We start from the raw sequence: 19,470 nt of genomic DNA, 5'->3' as shown, positions 1-19,470 counted from the left end.
GTCCTTGACACTGAAATATCAAAAACCGTCAATCTCTTCCGCAGTTAAACTATCAAGTATTTCAAGGTTATAGCTACCATCAGCATTTACTTCAAGAGTTCGATGTACCTTGGCAGACGAATATTGCCCCGATTTATTACTGTGCTGCCACCAAATAACTTTCTCTACTGCCATTGAGCCTTCAGGCCTTGCAGATGAAGCATCACCTTCAAACAACTTTGGTAACACCTGCTTTATTACCTCTGCGTCTTGGTCACTAAATCCGGTTTTCTCAGCTAATTGCGGTGACATAGCGCCGTAAGCAATATAAATAGCTTGATCGACCCGATGCTTCATCCCCATGGTATCCGAACCCTTTTTAGAACCATCGCCATCACCACTTACGCTTTTAGTAATTTGTGTGCTGGTAATACTGACAGGTTCGACGCTGAACGCTGAATGTATGCTGACTGGTCCTCGGATAGGAATAGATATACCGTCACCACCCTTCTTTTCTCCCTCAAATGCAAACAACTGGCCAAAAGCTCGAACATCAAACCATGTCTGGCATGCTTTTTTCGCAGCTTCATTCCTTGATGTTTTTTTTGAGTTCAAAGTTTCTTTACCTAAGACACCTTCCGCACGTTTTCTCAAAGAAACATACTCATCAACTTTCTTTTCATCAGATTGAACAAAGATTGCTTGACCAGCATCTTGCAGACGATCACGAATTTTTCTTTTTAAACAAACATCTGTAACCTCACCAAAACCATCATAGTCGGTGCGTGGCCGATTACCATTTAGCGGGTCACCATTAGGGTTGGCATTCTTAACCGAAAAAATTACTGCAAAATCAATTTTCTTACTTAATGAACTCATTGTTCCTCTCCTTCAAATACCGTCAATTCAGGCTCTTCAGAGGACTTGGTTACCCAATGCCCTTTTTCCAATTTATGATCTCTCAGCCACTTGCGCTGGCAATGGAATCCCAATAGATACTCGCCGCTTAACCGCTTATCTGAGGAAAACTCTTTTCGATCAAAAGCATCTGCTATATCGTCTAGCAATTTTTTGTATGCTGACTCCAAAGGCGGCATTTTGATGCGAAGCCGCTGTTGATAAGGGATAAGAGCATGTTCAATATTTAGCCACGTTGATGCAGGTCTGTCGGAAAATCGTTGCATCAAACGGCTGGCGTGAGTTGTTCTACTTGGTTCTTTCGCAACAAACATCGCGATTTCTTCTATTCGTTCTGCGACTGCTAGCAGGCGCCCGTACAGGTAGTCTCTGCCAGTATGGTTTGTATCTAGTGACATTTTATACTCTCTCCATTTACGCGAATCTGGTTGACGCTCTGGATGATGAAATCCTCGGTATAGCGCGCACGCAACACATAAATCACTCAACCACGCATTTAACTCACTTGCTGGTGTTGAGTACTTGTCACCCAGACGTTTAATATTTCTGTTGCTAGCTCGCTTAATAGCAAGATCGACAATATCTCTTGGCAAGGGTCGCCCATCAGCAATGCAAGGTAACAAACGTTCATATAAATTCTTTTTTAGCTCTTTACTGCTATCAGCAATGCTGCCATAAGCAGCCTTCAAGATTCTTGAGAGTGATGGTGCACTGATGATCCAGTAAGTTTCTTTTTTAGCTTTCTTCCCGCTATCTTGAGTCTCTTTACTGACCTGCATTGGCCAAGCTAAGTGTAAATGCCATTTTTCGATGGTTTTCACATAATCTTTAGCCATAAAGTCGCGGTAAAAAATGATGGCCATCCGACCCGACGTGGCAGAGTCCAATCCCATCACAACTATGCTTTCATGCTCTTTGAGACTGGCAATGCGACCATCAAAATACCCTGCCATATAACGTCCTAGGGCCTTGGCAAAGCTCTGCCCAAGATCCGTTGTAGGATCAGTTGCAATCGACAACACATCATGGCTTTCATCTGTGAATACATCAAAATTATCCAGATCCCAAGTGGGCACTAATAGGGCTGGTCTAGGTTTGCCTGATATTGCCCAAGCGATAACCACTTGATCTCCATTTCTGTTAGCTTGATTGGAGATCAACCAACGCAGGGCATTATGAGCTTTTTGAGTTGTTTCAAATCCTACAACCGCAACCTGCTCTCCATCAACAAGACGTCCTCGAAACGTAAAACCAGAATTATCATTGGCAGATATTAATTTGGCTTTATCTCCCGTGTGCCGAAGTTTAGCTGGGTGATTGGACGCAGCTGGTTGAAGTTGCCCTGAGGCGTAACAGAATCCTTCTTTCCCAGACTCATCAGCATCAAACGCAATCCATGCGTGCTGTACTGATTCATCTTTCCAAGTTTCAGGAATAAGATCACCTGTATTGATAACACTCCAACAGACCATCGCGTTACCTTGATCCAGCTCTCCACTCTCTTTGGGCAACACTTTGAACAATAGTGGCAAGGGGTTTTCTTCTACGTTATCAAACGGCCAAGAAGTCAGTAATTGTTTACTAGCATCCAAGTAACAAACCTTCGCACCTACCAAGTCTTCAATGACTCGTCCTTTGCTGACATAGTTCAGAACAGCCAACACTTTTGGATGACTGTTTTGGGACTCACACCACCGCTTGAGTTGCTCCTGATACCCATCAAAATAGTTCTTCTTTTTACCTCCGAATTTCGCATAATCGGCCGCAACATATTGCAGTTTATCTGCCAATGGATGAGGAGCCTCCCCTCTACTTCGTCCTGCTGACCTTTCCGTGGCAGGTAAAACAATCTGTGTTTTTTCCAATATCTTTGCGCGCAGAAAGTTTCCACATCCATCAATCTCAATATTGATATGGGCATTCTGTAATGTATGACTGATTGGCATTAAACGCTTGTCTTCTGGTAGATCCAGTTTCATAGCCTGTTCATAGGTATCATAGAGCTTAGCCATCCAACTCATAGCGATGCCTCCTCAATATCTACACCTAATATGTTGTCATCTAAATTAAACTCCTTCGCCTCCATCTTCCGCACAAAGCGCCGAATTTCACACTGTTCAGGCATAGGAAACTCAAGCACTCCTTTTGTCATAGTGGCACGCCAGAAGCGGCTATGTAACTCGCTTACCCCTGTTTCATCTGGGTAATCAAAACCATGGAACATGAGGCCAAATGACAATTCATCTATGTCGTCATAGGCTCCAGCCCCTTCACCAAACTCACAAGGCTCCACATAGGCTTGGCAATCCCGCACACCAAGGAAGATATCCTGCCTGCCTCCTTTCTCAAGCATTCGCTGGGCAATCGAAAAATGCTTGCCATCAATTCGATCTTTCGACAGTTCAGGCCTATTCATATTCCACTCAAAATGGGCCTGAACCTGATACTCCACTTCATGTAAGAAAGTGTAAATAGCCAGACTATTTCCGCCGCCCCAAACCAGTGGTTTTGTTCCTTTAGTTTGAGTTCGAACAGGCTTTATTACTCTCACCTTATCCACGTGCCAGATAATGGTCGGCTTCCAGTAGATGGACTTGAGTACGCCCTTGATCGCCTCATAGGTAGGAACATGGTAGGTACATTTTTCCCCACCGATTTTGGTAATGGGATCAGTGAACAGCGCGTATCTCCCCCAAAGCTTGAAACTAATGCTGTTTTTCATTCTTTCCCCCCTACTAAACACTTAGAAATGCTTTCTGCCCTACAACTTGGTCGCTGAGTCCAAACTTCTCACTATAAAACTCCTCCGCAAGGTAATAGATACCATACCCAGGCTGAATTTCTTGAACCGCTGCCGCATCAAACAGTTTTGTCCATACATTGGGAAACACATTAACACTGTATTTCTGAGCTTGCCGTAATAGCTGGTAGTAGCGATGAGCGTCAAACTCTTTGACGACTGAACAAAGCTCAGCCACAAGATTTTGACCATCACCGTACTGTACAATTACAGCTTGAGTTGGTGCGTCAATGGCTTTGAATTGTTTCCCAGATTCCATAAATGCCTGTCGTAATAATGGGATCTTTACTAGCTGACCCGGCTTTCTATCCTTATAAAACGCATTACATCTGGGGTTATCACTTAGGAGGTTCAGCAAGTTGTCATCACGTTGACTATGTTTCCCAACCAGTGGGTAGGCCATATCATCAGCCCGATCAAAGAAGTAGTATCGGAAATACTGCTTGATGGCTTCAGGTGACAAGATGTCTTCGTGACTCTCGGAAAGGACACGTTCGGCCTTATCCTTGCCAATTTCGATGTCCTTCAACATCCCTGTACTTTCTTTATCAGGATTCACAACATAAACCTGACCCTTAACCAAATTGCCCTGCGCATCCTTCAGCCTGCCATTACGATTACAGCGCCCAGCTGCTTGGGCTATGGAATCCAAGCCCGCAAGGAAGCGAATAACGGTCGCAAAATCTACATCCACCCCAGCCTCAATCAGTTGTGTTGAGATACAAAGCACAGGCTGATCGTTATCCAACCGTGCTCTGATCTCCGCCAACAACACCTTACGATGAGCTGGGCATTGGTTCGTACTTAGGTGAAACAGTTCAGACTCATCCATTTTTTCAGCGCAAAGCTGATACAGCTCTTGTGCCCACGCCTTGGTATTGACAATCACCAGACAACTGTTACGCTCTTCAAACTGAGTTATTGCCAGTTCCGTGATTTCCTGCGCACACCATCCTTCAGGCTTTAACATTCTGTGAACATCAACTCGCCGCAGTTCTCTAAAATGTCGACCAAAGTCTCCTGCAAGCTCATTCTCTTGAGGAATGATTAACTGCCCTTTACTTGCGCTTTTTAATTCATTCAACAGTGGCTGGGTTGCCGTGCACAGCACCGCCGTTGTATTACATCGTGGCGAGAGAAAGTTCATGGCGTTGCAAAAAAGGTGCACACAATTGACTGGCAATGTCTGAATTTCATCGAAGATTAGGATACTATTAGCGAGTTGATGCAGCCGTCTTACGCCTTTTGTACCACCACTAAATAAGGCTTCCAGTAATTGCACCATCGTTGTGAGCACGATTGGTGAGTCCCAATTTTCTGAGACCAATTTGGTCTGCCATGTTTGTTGCTCTGGTTCTAAATTAGAGTGGTGCTCCAATACCCAAGGCCGCTGGTCGTCATCTTTTTCCAGAACGTCCCTTATAACCTTTGCGTTCTGCTCAATAATTGAGGTGAATGGGATTACATAGATAATGCGCTCCAATCCATGATGCTTCGCATGATGCAGGGCAAAACGTAAGCTGGCGTACGTTTTTCCGCCACCAGTAGGTACCGTGAGTGTGTACAGCCCTTGCTCTTTATACGCATTGTTTTTGCAGTTTTCAGATATCTCTCGACGCAACTCATCCACATAGTTTCGAGGAGCAAGAGTTGTTAGATGGTTCTCTAAACGCTCCAAGGCAACACCCCACTGCACAGGTACAGTATTCTTAAGCCTTTCTTCCAGTCTAATAGGGTCTTCAAATTCAGCGCTATTGAGTCTGTCCGCATCAATCAAACAACTGAATAAAAATCGGGTAAAAAAACCAAGATTGAAGTAATCAATTACTGATAACGTATTAAAATTGACAAACTGACTTAGCTGCCCAAACAGTTCCTTCACCACCTCGACACTGGCAAGATGCTCAATTTCTTCAAGGATTTTTTGATCTGCCGTACGCTGGCATTCTTCAAGATGTACCTTATCATCGGACTTACTCATACGGGCAGAAAATACTGCTCTATCATCCATGCTAAAGCAGTCAATCAAACCGCTATGATGCGAAGCGATGCAAAGTGCTAGTATCTGACCACACAACTCCCCTTGCCCTCCCTTACCATATGTATGAAGGCGGTTCCAAACAAATTGGGCACCAGCAGTTGAATGATCAACCTTACCCTTAAGTCCTTTTGCATTTACATAGGCATCTTCATCAGGATTAATTAAACCTATTGCAGATTTAATATAGTCTTGAAACTCTTGGCTGTATTTTCCGAAATCGTGTAAAAAGCCTAAAAGCAACCCTGCTCTTGTTAATCCTATTTTCTTTGTGAAATGACTAGCAATCGAACCGACCTCCGTTAAGTGGACCTGTAATGGCTGCAGCACGCCATCTTTTTCTCTTTTATGCGCTATGTACGTCATTGGTCACTCCCTCTTCGCAAATGAGCGAATCCTTTTAAATAAAACTAATCGCATCTCCTACTCCCCACAACCCCTGTTCAAATAACCAGTAAATTTCTTTTACACATTCACAGCCCAAACGTCTCCAACAGCAACTCAAACGCTAAAAAAGCCACTCGGATATGTCATTTCTATTGACTAGGACTAGCTGCTGCGCTTTAGGATCTGGATCCAGCATTTTGGTATTGACTTGCATTTCCTGGATCAAATACTGAATCAAACAGGCTCGGGTGGTGATGCGCAGTTCGCCGTTTTCCATCTGGTAATCAGTTTGGATCACGTCTTTTTGGGCAGGAGTTAATCTTGGATCAGGGGCGAAGATCACCTCAGATAGGATGTGCCAAGCGTGGTCATCTTCACCGGTTTTATCCGATACCTGTTCCAATTCAGGTACACCGCGAAAACGGCTCAAAACAAAGTCACGATATTCTTGGCTTTTTTCGCACCAAGCTCTCAAGTGCCAGCGTAAGCCGGTTTTTACAAAACTATGAGGGACAACGATTCGACCTTCTCGGTCGGGGTTGGTGAGAGAGACATAATCTACTTCTAGGGCTCGATGCTCACGAATTGCCTGCACCAACTGTCGCATTATTTCGGGCTGTATATGACGCGGTGGCAGAGGGACTGCATCGTAAGGAAGGTGCATATTCAGGCCCAGAGTATTGGTATGGCGAGTTGCCCATTCTAGGTACTCCGCTACATCGCCATTGAGGTATAAAGGCTTGAAAGCGTCTGTCGACTGATAGACTTTTTGATGAGTGTTGTAAGCAAGACTACCAGGCTGAAAAGCTAAATACTGATTTATGCATTTACTAGCCGACTGGCGGGTGACTTGAAATTCTCGCACTAAATCCGAGGTATTTACCCGCCCTTCCCACCAAGCTAGCAGCTCAATCAACCAGAGTCGTTGTTGCTCTGAAGTATTCACAAAAACGTCCATATGTCATGTACTAAGAGCTTGAGTGTAATGCAACTTTCTAATAAATACGACCATATCTTTGGGTACTAATTACACCTCCATCAGTAAAACAACTGTTACACATATGAATGATTAACTATGCTCCGACCTCTACCGGAAACACCTCCCCAGCCCCCCACTCTGCCCAAGATCCATCGTACAGACTCACCTGCTGCCTACCCGCCAAAATAGCGGCCACCAAAAGAATACACGCGGTAATCCCCGAACCACAGGAAAACACAATCGCACGACTAGGCTCCAAAGACAGCGATCCAAAAATCTGGCCCAGCTCTTGAGGCGACTTATAAAAGTATTCATTTAAAACATTCGGGAAAGGAAGATTGACCGATTGCGGTATATGCCCACTTCGCACCCCTTGACGAGGCTCTGCAACGCGCCCCATAAAGCGATCTTCCGAGCGAGCATCAACGACCGTAAATGACGGTGATTGAATATTTGATAGAATCTCATCGCTGGATTTAAGATAAGTTGGGTTTAGTTGCAATTCCTCATCGACTGCGCCACCCGTTGATTCTTTATAAACGTCGGCAACGGTTCTTCTTTCTTGCAACCAATGTGGCAATCCGCCATCGAGAATATACACCTTGTCAAAGCCAAAGGTTTTAAAAATCCACCAAACTCTGGGAGCCGCATAGATTCCTTGATTATCGTAAATCACCAATGTCTGACGCTGGCTAATTCCCAAACGCTTAAGTAACGAGCGCATTTGCTCTAGGCTGGGAAAGGCATGAACTGCGTTTGAGGTTAAATCTGACAGGTCGGTTTCGATATCCAACTTAATTGCATTGGGGATACAAACAGGCGATTCATAAACAATCGGCTCTTTACCAATGACCTTACCAATGCTGGCCTCAATGACAACAAGATCAGGGTCTTGTAGATGAGTTTGTAACCATTGTGAGGTTACCAAAGGGGATGAGTGCATAGAATTACCTTCGTATTCTGACGATACTATGAATTCGAACTTATCCTTCGATCATAGCAGGCAGCGGTAATGGACTCCATCAACACTGACAAAAAGGCAGCAATCGGCAGCCGATAGATGACTAAGACAGATAAAAAATATCCGTCTTAGCATGAGAATGAATAGGATCAGCTATCCAAAAATGCGGCCAAACGCACATCGGCTCCCAGGATAGCAACGATGCCTTTTTCAGGATGTCGAACAGGCACGCTAACCGTAAAACAGTAGTCATCTGTGGCCACTGAGCGATACACCGGGCTAACATAGGGTCGCTCTTTTTCTATCGCTTCTTTGAACCATTTGCGATCTGACCAGTTTCGCCCCTTCCCTGTTCCCTCGTAGTTCACCACTACCCACTCAGGATGAATATTGGCACTGATTTGCCGTCCATTGGGATCAACTAAATACAAAAGCTCAAAACGTCGACCACTTCGGTCTAATACGGCTCGTAAGGTTTGCTCGACACGTTGTTCTTGATGCGGTTCATTTAGGCCTGTATCAGCGGCCAATCTTTCTACCTCATCGCGTGCGGCACCGTGTAAATCTAACTGATACACACCCAATGCTTCTAACAGCTGATCTCCATGCTGGCGAATACTCGAACTTCCAGAACCTAGCTGAGTCGATGTTTCTAATAAATGTTTCGATGCATCGGCAATACCTTGAATATCGCGTGTCACACTGCTAATGGCTGAACCTATCTGAGTGGTGCCAGAGGCTACCTGTCGGCTGTAATCTTCTAGCATTTGCATATCGGATCGACTTTTTTTAAGAAAATTTCGCATTCTTCCAATAGCAGTGTAACCAGTTTCGACTCTAGCGCTTACCAACTCTCCGCCTTGGGTTAACTCTGTGACTTCCCCTCGGATAAGTCCTATGCGATTCTCGACCTCTCCAGTTGCATTCATCGTTCGGTCGGCAAGGGCACGCACCTCATCTGCAACCACCGAAAAGCCGCGTCCTGCATCACCGGCACGAGCCGCTTCAATCGCTGCGTTCAGTGCCAAAAGATTGGTTTGACGTGAGATATCGGCGATCATCTCGACCAAACGCAGCATTTCCTCGGCTTGTCGATCCACCAGTTGAATTCGCGCTTGCAACGCTGACATTTCGGTGCGCATGGTTTCCATAAGTTCACCAACTGACTGGCCTTGAACATCACACTCGGCCACTTGCCGTGAAGCATCTGCCGCTAGCTGGTGCATTGTCTCAGCCGCAGGCCCCAATTCTTTACCAATAGTGACACTGATTTCCTCGCTTGCGCTGGCTAATTGTGCCGAGGCTTCACTTAATGTAGCACCCTCTTTTTCTGCAAGCGTAGCAGACTCAGCTAAAAGTGGAGCTTGACCAGCAATGGCCACGGCATGCCGCAGGCCTTCGGTGAATGAATCATGAAGACGAAGAGACAGCTGATCAAAGGCTTGTGCAGCTGGATAATCAACGCCACTGCGTGCACTCAAATCCCCTTTCTCTACGGTCGACTTTAAATGCAAAGTAAACTGATGACGCGCCCGTGAAGTCGGAGTAAGGTGTAGTTTCATACGCTGATCTCGATTTAATAAAGCTATTCACAGAAATTCTTAAGTTTATCATGCAAAACAAAGGCCATGGGTATCAAAGTGTTATATGCCCTACTAATGTGCAAACTATGCAACCTTATTGAGCACGCCCCCTTAAGCTCGCACTGAAATCAAACACACTCTCTATGTTTTGCATTCTCTTTAAGCAAAAATAGACCTTCTGAAGGCTGATTCAGACGTTTTTAAGACTTTTACTCAACTTTAATCGACAAGTTGAGTAGTATAAAGATAACAACGTCTTATCTCACTACGGCTGGAGGCTCACTTATGAAGAGTTTACTGATCGACTTTGCGCATAGTCTTCCTAAAGCTGAACTGCATTTACACCTCGAAGGCAGCTTAGAACCTGAGCGCATGTTTATGCTGGCCCAGCGTAATCACATCACGCTGCCTTATTCAAATACCGATGAACTTAAGGCGGCTTACTCCTTTGATAATCTACAAGCGTTTTTAGATTTATATTATCAAGGCATGTCTGTGCTCATAACCGAGCAAGATTTTTATGACTTAACCTATGACTACCTGACGCGCATTCACCAAGACAATGTGATTCACACTGAAGTCTTTTTTGACCCGCAAGGACACTTAGAGCGAGGGATCGACTTTGAAACGCAAATCAACGGCATTTATCGGGCGCTTGAAGATGGACAAAGACACTATGGTATTAGCTTTAAATTAATTATGTCTTTTTTACGTCACCTCTGTGAAGAAAGTGCATTTGAGACGCTTGAGTTGGCCTTACCTCATTTAGATAAAATCTCAGGTGTCGGGCTCGATTCGTCAGAGAAGGGACACCCTCCTGAGAAATTTGCACGCGTTTTTGCCCGCGCTAAAGCCTTAGGTTTAATGGTGACGGTTCATGCTGGCGAAGAAGGACCTCCCGAATACGTTTGGCAAGCACTAAATATTGTTAAAACAGACCGAGTGGATCATGGAAATCGCTCGTTGGAAGATCCTGAGCTGATTCAACATTTAACTGAGCATCGCTACACGCTCACCGTGTGTCCATTATCAAACTTAAAGCTATGTGTCATTGGATCCATGGACGAACACCCGATTATTAAGATGCTCGATCACGGCTTACAAGCCACGTTAAATTCGGACGATCCTGCGTATTTTGGAGGGTACGTGAATGACAACTTTACGTCTGTGATTAACGCACTACCAGTGACCCACGCCCATATCTTAACCTTGGTCAAAAACAGTTTTACCGGAAGCTGGATGACAACAGAAGAGAAAGACGCTGCATTGCAGCGCCTAGAAGAAAAAGTTGATGAGTGGAGTCACAAGCGTTTTGATTAAACAGCCGATGAAATATTGGTAATACCGTCGTAAATAAACTGTATCGCCAATGCGGCCAAAATCACCCCGAGAAAACGCCGGAGAATTTCATCTCCGGTTTTTCCTATGACTTTTTTCACATACTTTGAGAGCAGCATCATCACCAGTGTTAGCAAATAAATACTAATCACCGCTAAAAATATCGAAATACTGGCCTTTTGATCACTACTTCCTGAAAAAACCAGAATAGATAAGGTTAAGGCCCCAGGCCCCGCCAACAAAGGGATGGACAGAGGAAACACTGACACATCTGATTTTTCCTTTGAGGACGAGGGCATACTGACTTCTCGTGTCACCAAATTGAACGCCGTGAAGAAGAGCAATAAGCCACCCGAAATTCTCAAGGCATTAATATTGATGCCCAGCATATTAATAAAGGCTTCACCATAATTCCCAAACAATAGAATCAGAGCAATGCTGATCAAAGTCGCTTTAATCGCTGTAATCGCTCGGCTGCGATTATCTGCATCTGGCATAAGCGCATTAAAAATCAATGCGGTACCAATTGGATCGACAATAACAAAAAACCCCGTAAACGCATTTAAATAGGCCGTAATATCCATACATCTCTCTTAAAAATTAATGACGTTCTAACGCTTTAACATACCCTGGGCGAGAGGCATACAAACCAAAACCCAGTTGAAAAACCTGCAATATCAGCATCAGTAATAAAGCATATTGCCAGTCCACAGAGAAGTCTCGAATGGCTCCAAGCATCACAGGGCCACTCGCCGCAATCATATACCCCACGCTCTGCGCCATCGCCGATAATGCTGTGGCTTGTAGCGCATTTTGTGTCCGTAAAATAAACAACGTTAACGCCAAGCTTAAAGAGCACCCCGCACCGACTCCCATCAAGGACGCCCATAGGTAAGGCGCAGATGCCGCGCTCCAATACAATCCCGCAATTCCACTAAAAGAAGCGATAAATACAAGGATCGCCAAGGGAACCTGACTGCGCATACGCGCTGCTAAAATCGGGATCATTAAGTTAAAGGGAATGCTGACCATGTTGATTAACGACGCAGCGGTTCCCGCACTTTCTGGATCTAAACCACTTTCCATGAAAATTTTAGGCAGCCAAGTCGCAATGGCATAAAAGTAAAATGACTGCAGCCCCATATACAGTGTGATCGACCAGGCAATCGGGTCTCTCCATAGGGTTGCGCGCGCAGAGGAAGAGGCTTTACCTGCTTTTTTCAACTTAAGCATAGGTAACCAAAACACCACTCCGATTAGGGGCAAAATAGCCCAGATCACCATCGGAAAACGCCAGCTATCATAGTAGGTCATGATTGGCACAGCGAGATAAACCCCTAGTCCCGCACCCAAACTTAGCATAATGGAGTAAAGACCTGTCATTAATCCAATACGCTTGGGAAAGAAGGTTTTAACCATACCAGGTATAAGAACATTTAATAACGCGATTGCCGAACCCAAAATCACGGTGCCGAGTAGCACAACCGGATAGGAAATGACCAGCCTCAAACACACACCTAAGCTAATAAGCAACAGCCCAACAACCGCCAGCTGCTGAGTAGAGAAGGATCGACTTAGCCAAGGTACTAATATAGACACAACGCCAAAACAAATCAGAGGCAAGGTGGTCAGCATACTGAACTCACTCGCGCTGATATTAAGCGCTGCACGAACCTCCATAACCAAAGGCGCAACTACAACGATTCCACCTCTCAAGTTCAGGGCTGCCATCATCAAAGCACAGACAGCAATTACCTTAAAAACGCGAGAGATATCTGAGGAAGGGGGTGAGTTTTGCAAGTTCATCTAGCTTCCAAATCAACTCTATTGGGAAGCTAGATTGTACCTTTAATAACAAGAGCCTGATAGCGGCTCTTACCAGAACGCGGCTTAGAGAAATGGCTGTCTTTAATTAGACATCAATGTCGATACAGATTTAGACACGTTTTCTGCACCTTCTTTAATTTCTCGCATCACCGAAGATACTTCAATGATTTGACCATTACTGGCAATTGCACTCTCTTTCACATTTGACATTTGCTCTGTTGCAGCCTGAGCTAATTTTCTGTTTTGAATAACAACGTTATGAATTTCTGACGTAGATTGACTGGTCCGCGACGCAAGCTGACGAACTTCATCTGCTACTACGGCGAAGCCTCGACCTTGTTCTCCTGCTCTAGCGGCCTCAATCGCTGCATTTAGCGCCAACAAATTGGTTTGATCCGCGATACCACTGATGGTTGAGACAATTTTTTCAATATTCAATGATTGCGCATTTAAATCACTAATACTTAATGCCGCTTGCTCAACCATCTCTAAAATTTGTTCAGACATAGCGACTGATGTTGATAAAAGTTGTGCACCATGATCCGCAATTTGGGAGGTTTCTTCTGCGGTAGCTGAAGACAGTTGCGCAACTTCCATTACTGCGTGGTTTTCTTTGACGCGTGCCGTAATATCAGTTGCAAATTTTACAACCTTAACGACCCGCCGTGTTTCATCCAGTATTGGGTTGTAAGTCGCTTCAATCCAGATTGACTCACCTGTCGATGTTTTGCGTTCAAACTGACCACTAAAAACATGACCCTTTTGCAAATCTTGCCAAAAACGAGGCTTTTCTTGATAAAACTTGTCGTAACAGAAAATACGATGATGGCGTCCTACAATATCTTTAAGAGAGTATCGAACAGCATTTAAAAAGTTATCATTTGCAGACAATATGGTTCCATCCGGTTCAAACTCAATGATTGCCATTGATTTATTGAGCGCATCAGCAAGGGCTTTTTGCTTTGCAATTTCAGCATGGACTTCTGTGACATCTGATGCAATTTTAAAAAAACCGGTTAATTGATTCTCATTATTAAATATTGGGAAATAAGTGGCTTCAATAACGATTAATACTCCATCCTTTTTTACTCGTCTAAAAGTACCTGACTGACTTTGCCCTTGATGTAACTTTCGCCAAAAATCTTGATAGGCTGTCGAGCGTGCATAATCAGGTTCACAAAAAATTTTATGATGCTGTCCTTGAACCTCAGAAAGACTGTACCCAACTGCTTGCAAAAACAATGGATTTGCGGTTTTTACAATACCATCCGGAGTAAACTCAATTGTTGCAACGCTTTTGTTAATAGCGCTTACCAAAAGATCGCTCGCTTGGCTGGCTTTAGCTTGACTATCCGATACGCCCTTTTGCTTGCGAAAAAACATTTAGATTACCTCAGACTTAAAAACCATACAATTTTTCAGGATTGTACCTCTAAAGGTAGATACTAGATCTCTAAATTTCTAAATCTCTATCAAGAATTGATACATTTCAGTAAAAAACTGATACGTTTATGCACGGATGTGTTTTTTATCCTATAACATCCTTACGTGGCTCAAGATATGATAGTTATGAGTTTTCTACATAAAACCTTCTGAAGGAACACACTATGTTAAGACCAACCCTTCTATGTTCTGCATTAGTTACTGCGTTGGGCTTAGGAAACCTAGCCCATGCCGAAGTCAAACTAGGCTTTATTGGTGGATTTACAGGCCCCATTGAAAGCCTAGCGCCGCCTATTTTATCGGGAGCACAACTGGCGGTTCAGCAAATTAATCAGCAAGGCGGCATCCTCAATGGTCAAACTCTAACCCTTCTTTCAGCAGACACGACCTGTACTGAGGCCTCTGCGGCCATTAACGCCGCCGACAGAATGATCAATACCGAAAAAGTCACCGCGATTGTGGGTGCACTGTGTTCGGGCGCCACTATTGCAGCCGCCAACAATGTTGCTGTGCCTGCGGGGGTTGTCATGGTGTCTCCGGCGTCTACGTCACCCGCCATTGCTGAAATCAACGATAATGATCTCGTTTTTCGAACCACTCCATCTGACTCCTATCAAGGCGAGGTATTAGCCAACCTTCTCCTTTCAAAAGGAATAAACGAGATAGTCGTCACCTTCGTTAATAACGACTACGGCCAGGGTCTATCAAATGCCTTCACCAGTGTTTTTGAAGCAGGCGGTGGTTCGGTTGCTGCAAACCTCGCCCATGAAGACGGTAAAGCCGATTATCGTTCTGAATTGGGATCTCTTGCCTCCAGTGGTGTCGATACCTTATTGGTCTTAGCCTATGCCGATACCTCTGGAGAGACGATTCTACGTCAGGCCTATGAAAGCGGTAATTTTACCCAGTACATTGGTGCCGATGGCATGGTTGGTGATCGCTTGGTCGGAGCTGTTGGCGCAGATGTTCTTGAAGGCATGATTGCCACACGTCCGGGTAAACCGGATATTCCTGGCAGTGATATCTTCTCTGAAGCAGCCGCCGCCGCTGGTTTTGATCCTAACTCAGTGTTTGCCAGCCAAGCCTATGATGCGGCCTTCCTTCTTGCCCTCGCCATCGAAAAAAATGGTAGTGCAGATCGCGAAGGATTAAAAGAAGCACTACGCTCAGTTGCTCTCCCACCGGGTGAAGTGATTTTACCAGGTGAGTGGGAAAAGGCCGTTGAACTGCTCAAAGCGGGCCAAGATATTAACTATGAAGGTGCTGCAGGATCGCAAGACTTTGATGAGCGCGGCAACGTACCTGGTATTATCGAAGAGATGGTCGTGCGCGACGGCGCATTCAGAACAGTCGGTCTTATCGAGTAAAACAGCCTATAACGCCCGCCCTCTTCTAGGCTGCGGGCGTTATATTTAAATGACCCTATGAATACTGCTGCACTTTTTCAGGGAACAACCCTTTAGGAGCATAACGCAGCACTAAGGTGATGATCAAACCTATACTAAACACACGAGCTTGTAAGGCTCGACTGGCAAAATCCGAGGGTGCTTCCCACGCAAACCAGAGGTTCCCGAAATAGCTTACCGTATTTAGAATAAACAGCGCCACAGGCTCTGACATTATCCAAATAACGTATACAAACACAGCACCAAACAAGGTGCCTAAATTGTTACCTGGGCCACCTAAGATAACCATCACCCAGATTAGAAACGTGTGGTGCAAGGGTAAGTAGCCGTTGGGGTCAAAAATGCCATTAAAGGTGGCTAAACCTGCCCCGCCAATGCCCATCAAAATGCAGCCAAGAATAAAGACCTCAAGACGACGCTGATTCACATCCTTGCCCATAGCCGCTGATGACAACTCGTTATCGCGTATCGCTCGCATCATTCGCCCCCAAGGACCTTTGTACGCGGCATGTAACAGATAGAAAATGATCGCAATCAGAACCGCTGTCACAGAGAGGTATAACGCACGTGCGGTAATAAAACCGACCTCTCCAGCACTTGGAACAGGCCAAGGCAGAGGCGACACCGTCAGGGTACCCCGCGTTAGCCATTCTGAGTTTTTTAGGAAGGCTTTGATAATCTCTGCCACGCCCAACGTTGCAATCGCTAAATAATCACTGCGCAAGCCTAAGCAGATATGCCCAATAAAATAGGCCACCGTGCCAGCCAGAATACCGCCAACTAACCAACCGACCCACACCGGCATTCCGAAGCCGCCGATAAAGCCATGTTGAGAGACGATCGCCTGAGTCACAGGTGCAAACCCATTCACAACCCACAAATAGGCCACGGCGAGCGTTATCAATAACAAAGGTAAGCGAATGCTCCTTGGCACCGACAATCGGCGCAACTGAACCACGGCCCAGACAATGACCACCGCACCCAGTAATTTCAAGAATGCCTGCCCCAAATCTGAGGCCTGATCTGAAGACCAAAAGCCCTGATTAACAGGGAACGTCAGCAGCATCGCTGAAAAGCCACCAATGGCCACAAATCCCATGATGCCCGCATTAAATAATCCAGCGTATCCCCACTGAATGGTCAACCCCAGGGCGATGATTGCATAACAACTCGCTTCGACCAACACGCGTATTCCGTAAGCGCTGCCCATAAACACCATGAGCAACAGAATCGAAACGGCTAAGGCCATGCACAATCCAAATTCTTTTGTCAGCCATTGTGTATTCATTACAAGACCTTCCCTTTAAACAGACCGGTCGGGCGCCATACCAAGATGGCCAATAAAATAAAGAAAGGTACGGTGATTTTGTATTCGGTTGGCACAAAGGCAAGATTTGCCGGTAAGTCAAACCATAACTGGTCTCTAAAAGGCCGCAAGAGCACCGCCCAATTAAACACCGACAAGGTTTCAGCAAAACCGATGACAAACCCACCTGCCAACGCCCCGTATGGATGGCCCACGCCTCCAACAATGGCCGCAGCAAAGATCGGCAGCAGTAACATAAAGCTTAAATCCGGCTTAAGCGACACATCCAAAGACAATAAAGTCCCAGCTGCGGCGGCAAGCGATCCCGCTATAATCCATGTAACGGTCACTACTTTTTGTGTGTTAATTCCTGAGACTCTAGCCAAATCTGGGTTATCCGACATGGCGCGCATCGCCTTCCCCAGTTTTGAGCGGGTTAAAAACAGGTGCAGAGCGATCACCGCCACGACCAAAAATAGAATCAGCAGTATCTGAGGATCGGTAATGACAATCGGACGATTAGCTAGCTCAAAAGGCACATCAATACGGTGAATTCCTTTGCGATCATCTATGTATAGATTGCGGCTGCTCGTTCCCATAAACATGCGAATAAGCCCCTGTAGCATTAAAGTCACCCCCAGAGAGGCCATCACCAAGACGATAGGTTTCACTCCTTGAGCGCGTAAGGGCTTATAGAAGGCTTTGTCTAGATATACAGCTGTCAATGCCGTTAACCCCATGGCTAAGGGCAGCATGACAAAGGCTGTTGGCAAGCCTAATGCAGGGCCGATGGCTGGGAATAATGCCGTTAAGAAAAACGCAAAAAATGCACCCAATGTCATTAAATCCGCATGTGCAAAGTGAGCAAAGCGCAGAATGCTGAAAATCAGCGTAATTCCCACAGCCCCCAAGGCGTAGATCGAACCGATCACCACACCTGAAATAAGAACATTATTGATAAAGAAAACAAATTCGTTCAAAGGTTCACCTCAGCCTTTCAGCCACCTAAAAAAGCTTTAGCCACTTCAGGATTATTAATCAAGTTCATGCCAGTGTCAGTAAATCGATTTTGTCCGGCAACCAGTACAAAGCCTTTATGGGCAATTTTTAACGCCTGCTTAGCATGTTGTTCTACCATCAACACCCCCACACCTGCCGCATTGATGGTGACGATGCGCTCAAAAATATCCGCCATGTACAAGGGTGATAAACCCGCTGTCGGCTCATCCAATAAAATAAGGCTCGGCTCAATCATTAAGGCTCGCCCCATTGCCACCATTTGCCGTTGCCCGCCCGATAACTCGCCAGCGGGTTGAGAGCGTTTATCCGCTAAAGGCGGAAAAAAATGGTACACCTGCTCAAGGATGTGCTGATAATTGTCTTGACGACTATAGGCTCCCATTTCGAGGTTTTCTTGAACCGTCAAAGAGGGAAATATGTTCTTTTCTTGAGGCACAAAGGCCATTTTTTTCAAAACCAACTCACCAGGGTCGGCATTTGTAATAAGCTCACCGCGAAGCTCAATACTGCCTTCGGTGACACGCAACAAGCCAAAAATGGCTTTTAATAAGGTCGACTTCCCTGCCCCATTGGGGCCGACAATGACGCCGATTTCATCCGCGTTAATGGCCAAGTCTAGGCCATTGAGAATGTTCATTCCGCCATAGCCACCATGAACATTCTTTGCTTCAAGTAAATGCATTCACAAACCTCTAAAATTCGGATCAGTGTGCATCATTACCAAAATAGGCTTCGATGACAGACTTATCTTCTTGTATTTCTTGTATTGTTCCTTCCATCATCACGCTTCCTTGCGCCAGCACGATCACTGGATCACACAGCTGTGCGATCATATCCATGTCGTGCTCAATCACGAGAAAGGTATAGCCTCTTTCGGTATTCAAACGTTGAATATTGCGGATCAAATCTTGCAACAGCGTGCGGTTAACGCCTGCCGCGATTTCATCTAGCAACACGACCTTAGCATCCACCATCATGGTGCGGCCCAGCTCGAGCAGTTTTTTTTGTCCACCGGATAAATTACCCGCCAGCTCATTTTTAACATGCGCCAAGCCAACAAATTCAATGACCTCTAGCGCTTTTTCGCGCACTTCGGCTTCTTGAGCACGCACATCAGATGGTCGAAACCAAGTATTAAAAAGGCTTTCCCCTTTTTGCGGCGGCACCATCATCAGGTTTTCCAACGCACTCATGTGTGAGAACTCTTGTGCGATCTGAAAGGTTCTTAACAAGCCTCGATGAAAAAGCTGATTGGCAGGAACGGACGTTATGTCTTGACCTTGATACCAAATACTGCCGCTGTCTGGGGCAAAGGTTCCGGCGATCAAATTGAATAAGGTCGATTTTCCGGCGCCATTAGGACCAATAAGCCCCGTTATTGATCCTTGCTCCACCTGTATTGAGCAATCATTAATCACATTTAGACTGCCGAAGGCCTTTGACACTTGGCGAACTTCAATAATGGCTGACATGCACACTCCAAAT

16 protein-coding genes are annotated in these 19,470 nt (G+C 45.4%); 2 read left to right on the top strand and 14 right to left on the bottom strand.

Annotation, left to right across the window (positions count from 1 at the left end; genetic code table 11):
• Nucleotides 1-18 precede the first annotated feature (18 nt).
• From cas7c to DN062_RS02090, 7 genes are all read right to left on the bottom strand, one after another.
• Nucleotides 19-858, bottom strand: a complete 840-nt coding sequence (cas7c, locus tag DN062_RS02120) for a type I-C CRISPR-associated protein Cas7/Csd2 (RefSeq protein ID WP_112157072.1) — start codon at nt 856-858, stop codon at nt 19-21.
• A complete protein-coding gene (gene cas8c / locus DN062_RS02115) occupies nt 855-2,918 on the bottom strand; it encodes a type I-C CRISPR-associated protein Cas8c/Csd1 (RefSeq protein WP_112157070.1) in 2,064 nt (687 codons plus the stop codon). Before cas8c ends, cas7c begins: the two co-directional genes overlap by 4 nt.
• A complete protein-coding gene (gene cas5c, locus DN062_RS02110; protein ID WP_112157068.1) occupies nt 2,915-3,619 on the bottom strand; it encodes a type I-C CRISPR-associated protein Cas5c in 705 nt (234 codons plus the stop codon). The genes cas8c and cas5c overlap by 4 nt, the downstream gene beginning before the upstream one ends.
• A gap of 13 nt (nt 3,620-3,632) precedes the next feature.
• On the bottom strand, nt 3,633-6,101 hold the full coding sequence (cas3, locus tag DN062_RS02105) for a CRISPR-associated helicase Cas3' (protein WP_112157066.1): 2,469 nt from the start codon (nt 6,099-6,101) through the stop codon (nt 3,633-3,635).
• Between the two features lie 142 nt (nt 6,102-6,243).
• A complete protein-coding gene (locus DN062_RS02100) occupies nt 6,244-7,068 on the bottom strand; it encodes a helix-turn-helix transcriptional regulator (RefSeq protein WP_239995659.1) in 825 nt (274 codons plus the stop codon).
• Between the two features lie 127 nt (nt 7,069-7,195).
• A complete protein-coding gene (locus DN062_RS02095) occupies nt 7,196-8,044 on the bottom strand; it encodes a sulfurtransferase (RefSeq protein ID WP_112157063.1) in 849 nt (282 codons plus the stop codon).
• 167 nt (nt 8,045-8,211) lie between these two features.
• Nucleotides 8,212-9,624, bottom strand: a complete 1,413-nt coding sequence (locus tag DN062_RS02090; RefSeq protein WP_112157061.1) for a methyl-accepting chemotaxis protein — start codon at nt 9,622-9,624, stop codon at nt 8,212-8,214.
• A 306-nt stretch (nt 9,625-9,930) separates the two neighbouring features.
• On the opposite strand from DN062_RS02090, the gene DN062_RS02085 reads away from it, so the two are divergent.
• Nucleotides 9,931-10,965: an adenosine deaminase gene (locus tag DN062_RS02085; RefSeq protein ID WP_112157059.1), complete on the top strand. Its 1,035-nt coding sequence runs from the start codon at nt 9,931-9,933 to the stop codon at nt 10,963-10,965.
• Here DN062_RS02085 and DN062_RS02080 read toward each other — a convergent pair.
• From DN062_RS02080 to DN062_RS19030, 3 genes are all read right to left on the bottom strand, one after another.
• Complete coding sequence (locus tag DN062_RS02080; RefSeq protein ID WP_112157057.1) at nt 10,962-11,567, bottom strand: MarC family protein; 606 nt, start codon at nt 11,565-11,567, stop codon at nt 10,962-10,964. The two genes, DN062_RS02085 and DN062_RS02080, sit on opposite strands and share 4 nt — an antisense overlap.
• 16 nt (nt 11,568-11,583) lie before the next feature.
• A complete protein-coding gene (locus DN062_RS02075; RefSeq protein WP_112157055.1) occupies nt 11,584-12,789 on the bottom strand; it encodes a CynX/NimT family MFS transporter in 1,206 nt (401 codons plus the stop codon).
• A 102-nt stretch (nt 12,790-12,891) separates the two neighbouring features.
• Nucleotides 12,892-14,193, bottom strand: a complete 1,302-nt coding sequence (locus tag DN062_RS19030) for a methyl-accepting chemotaxis protein (RefSeq protein ID WP_112157053.1) — start codon at nt 14,191-14,193, stop codon at nt 12,892-12,894.
• A 224-nt stretch (nt 14,194-14,417) separates the two neighbouring features.
• Between DN062_RS19030 and DN062_RS02065 the strand changes: the two genes are divergently transcribed.
• Nucleotides 14,418-15,620, top strand: a complete 1,203-nt coding sequence (locus DN062_RS02065) for an ABC transporter substrate-binding protein (RefSeq protein ID WP_112157051.1) — start codon at nt 14,418-14,420, stop codon at nt 15,618-15,620.
• Nucleotides 15,621-15,675: 55 nt separating this feature from the next.
• Here the strand turns inward: DN062_RS02065 and DN062_RS02060 are convergent, their stop codons facing one another.
• The 4 genes from DN062_RS02060 to DN062_RS02045 are packed head-to-tail and all read right to left on the bottom strand — an operon-like array spanning nt 15,676 to nt 19,457.
• Complete coding sequence (locus tag DN062_RS02060; protein WP_112157050.1) at nt 15,676-16,947, bottom strand: branched-chain amino acid ABC transporter permease; 1,272 nt, start codon at nt 16,945-16,947, stop codon at nt 15,676-15,678.
• Complete coding sequence (locus DN062_RS02055) at nt 16,947-17,945, bottom strand: branched-chain amino acid ABC transporter permease (protein WP_112157048.1); 999 nt, start codon at nt 17,943-17,945, stop codon at nt 16,947-16,949. Before DN062_RS02055 ends, DN062_RS02060 begins: the two co-directional genes overlap by 1 nt.
• Before the next feature lie 17 nt (nt 17,946-17,962).
• Nucleotides 17,963-18,667 carry an ABC transporter ATP-binding protein gene (locus DN062_RS02050; protein ID WP_112157046.1) on the bottom strand — a complete coding sequence of 235 codons (705 nt, stop codon included), beginning with the start codon at nt 18,665-18,667 and terminating at the stop codon, nt 17,963-17,965.
• A 22-nt stretch (nt 18,668-18,689) separates the two neighbouring features.
• Nucleotides 18,690-19,457 (bottom strand): ABC transporter ATP-binding protein, encoded by a 768-nt coding sequence (locus DN062_RS02045; RefSeq protein WP_112157044.1) that lies wholly within the window; start codon nt 19,455-19,457, stop codon nt 18,690-18,692.
• Nucleotides 19,458-19,470: the final 13 nt, after the last annotated feature.

Source organism: Nitrincola tibetensis, from assembly GCF_003284585.1.
Classification (GTDB): domain Bacteria; phylum Pseudomonadota; class Gammaproteobacteria; order Pseudomonadales; family Balneatricaceae; genus Nitrincola; species Nitrincola tibetensis.
Note: the sequence above shows the minus strand (reverse complement) of the source record. Positions and strands in the feature narration are given on the sequence as shown.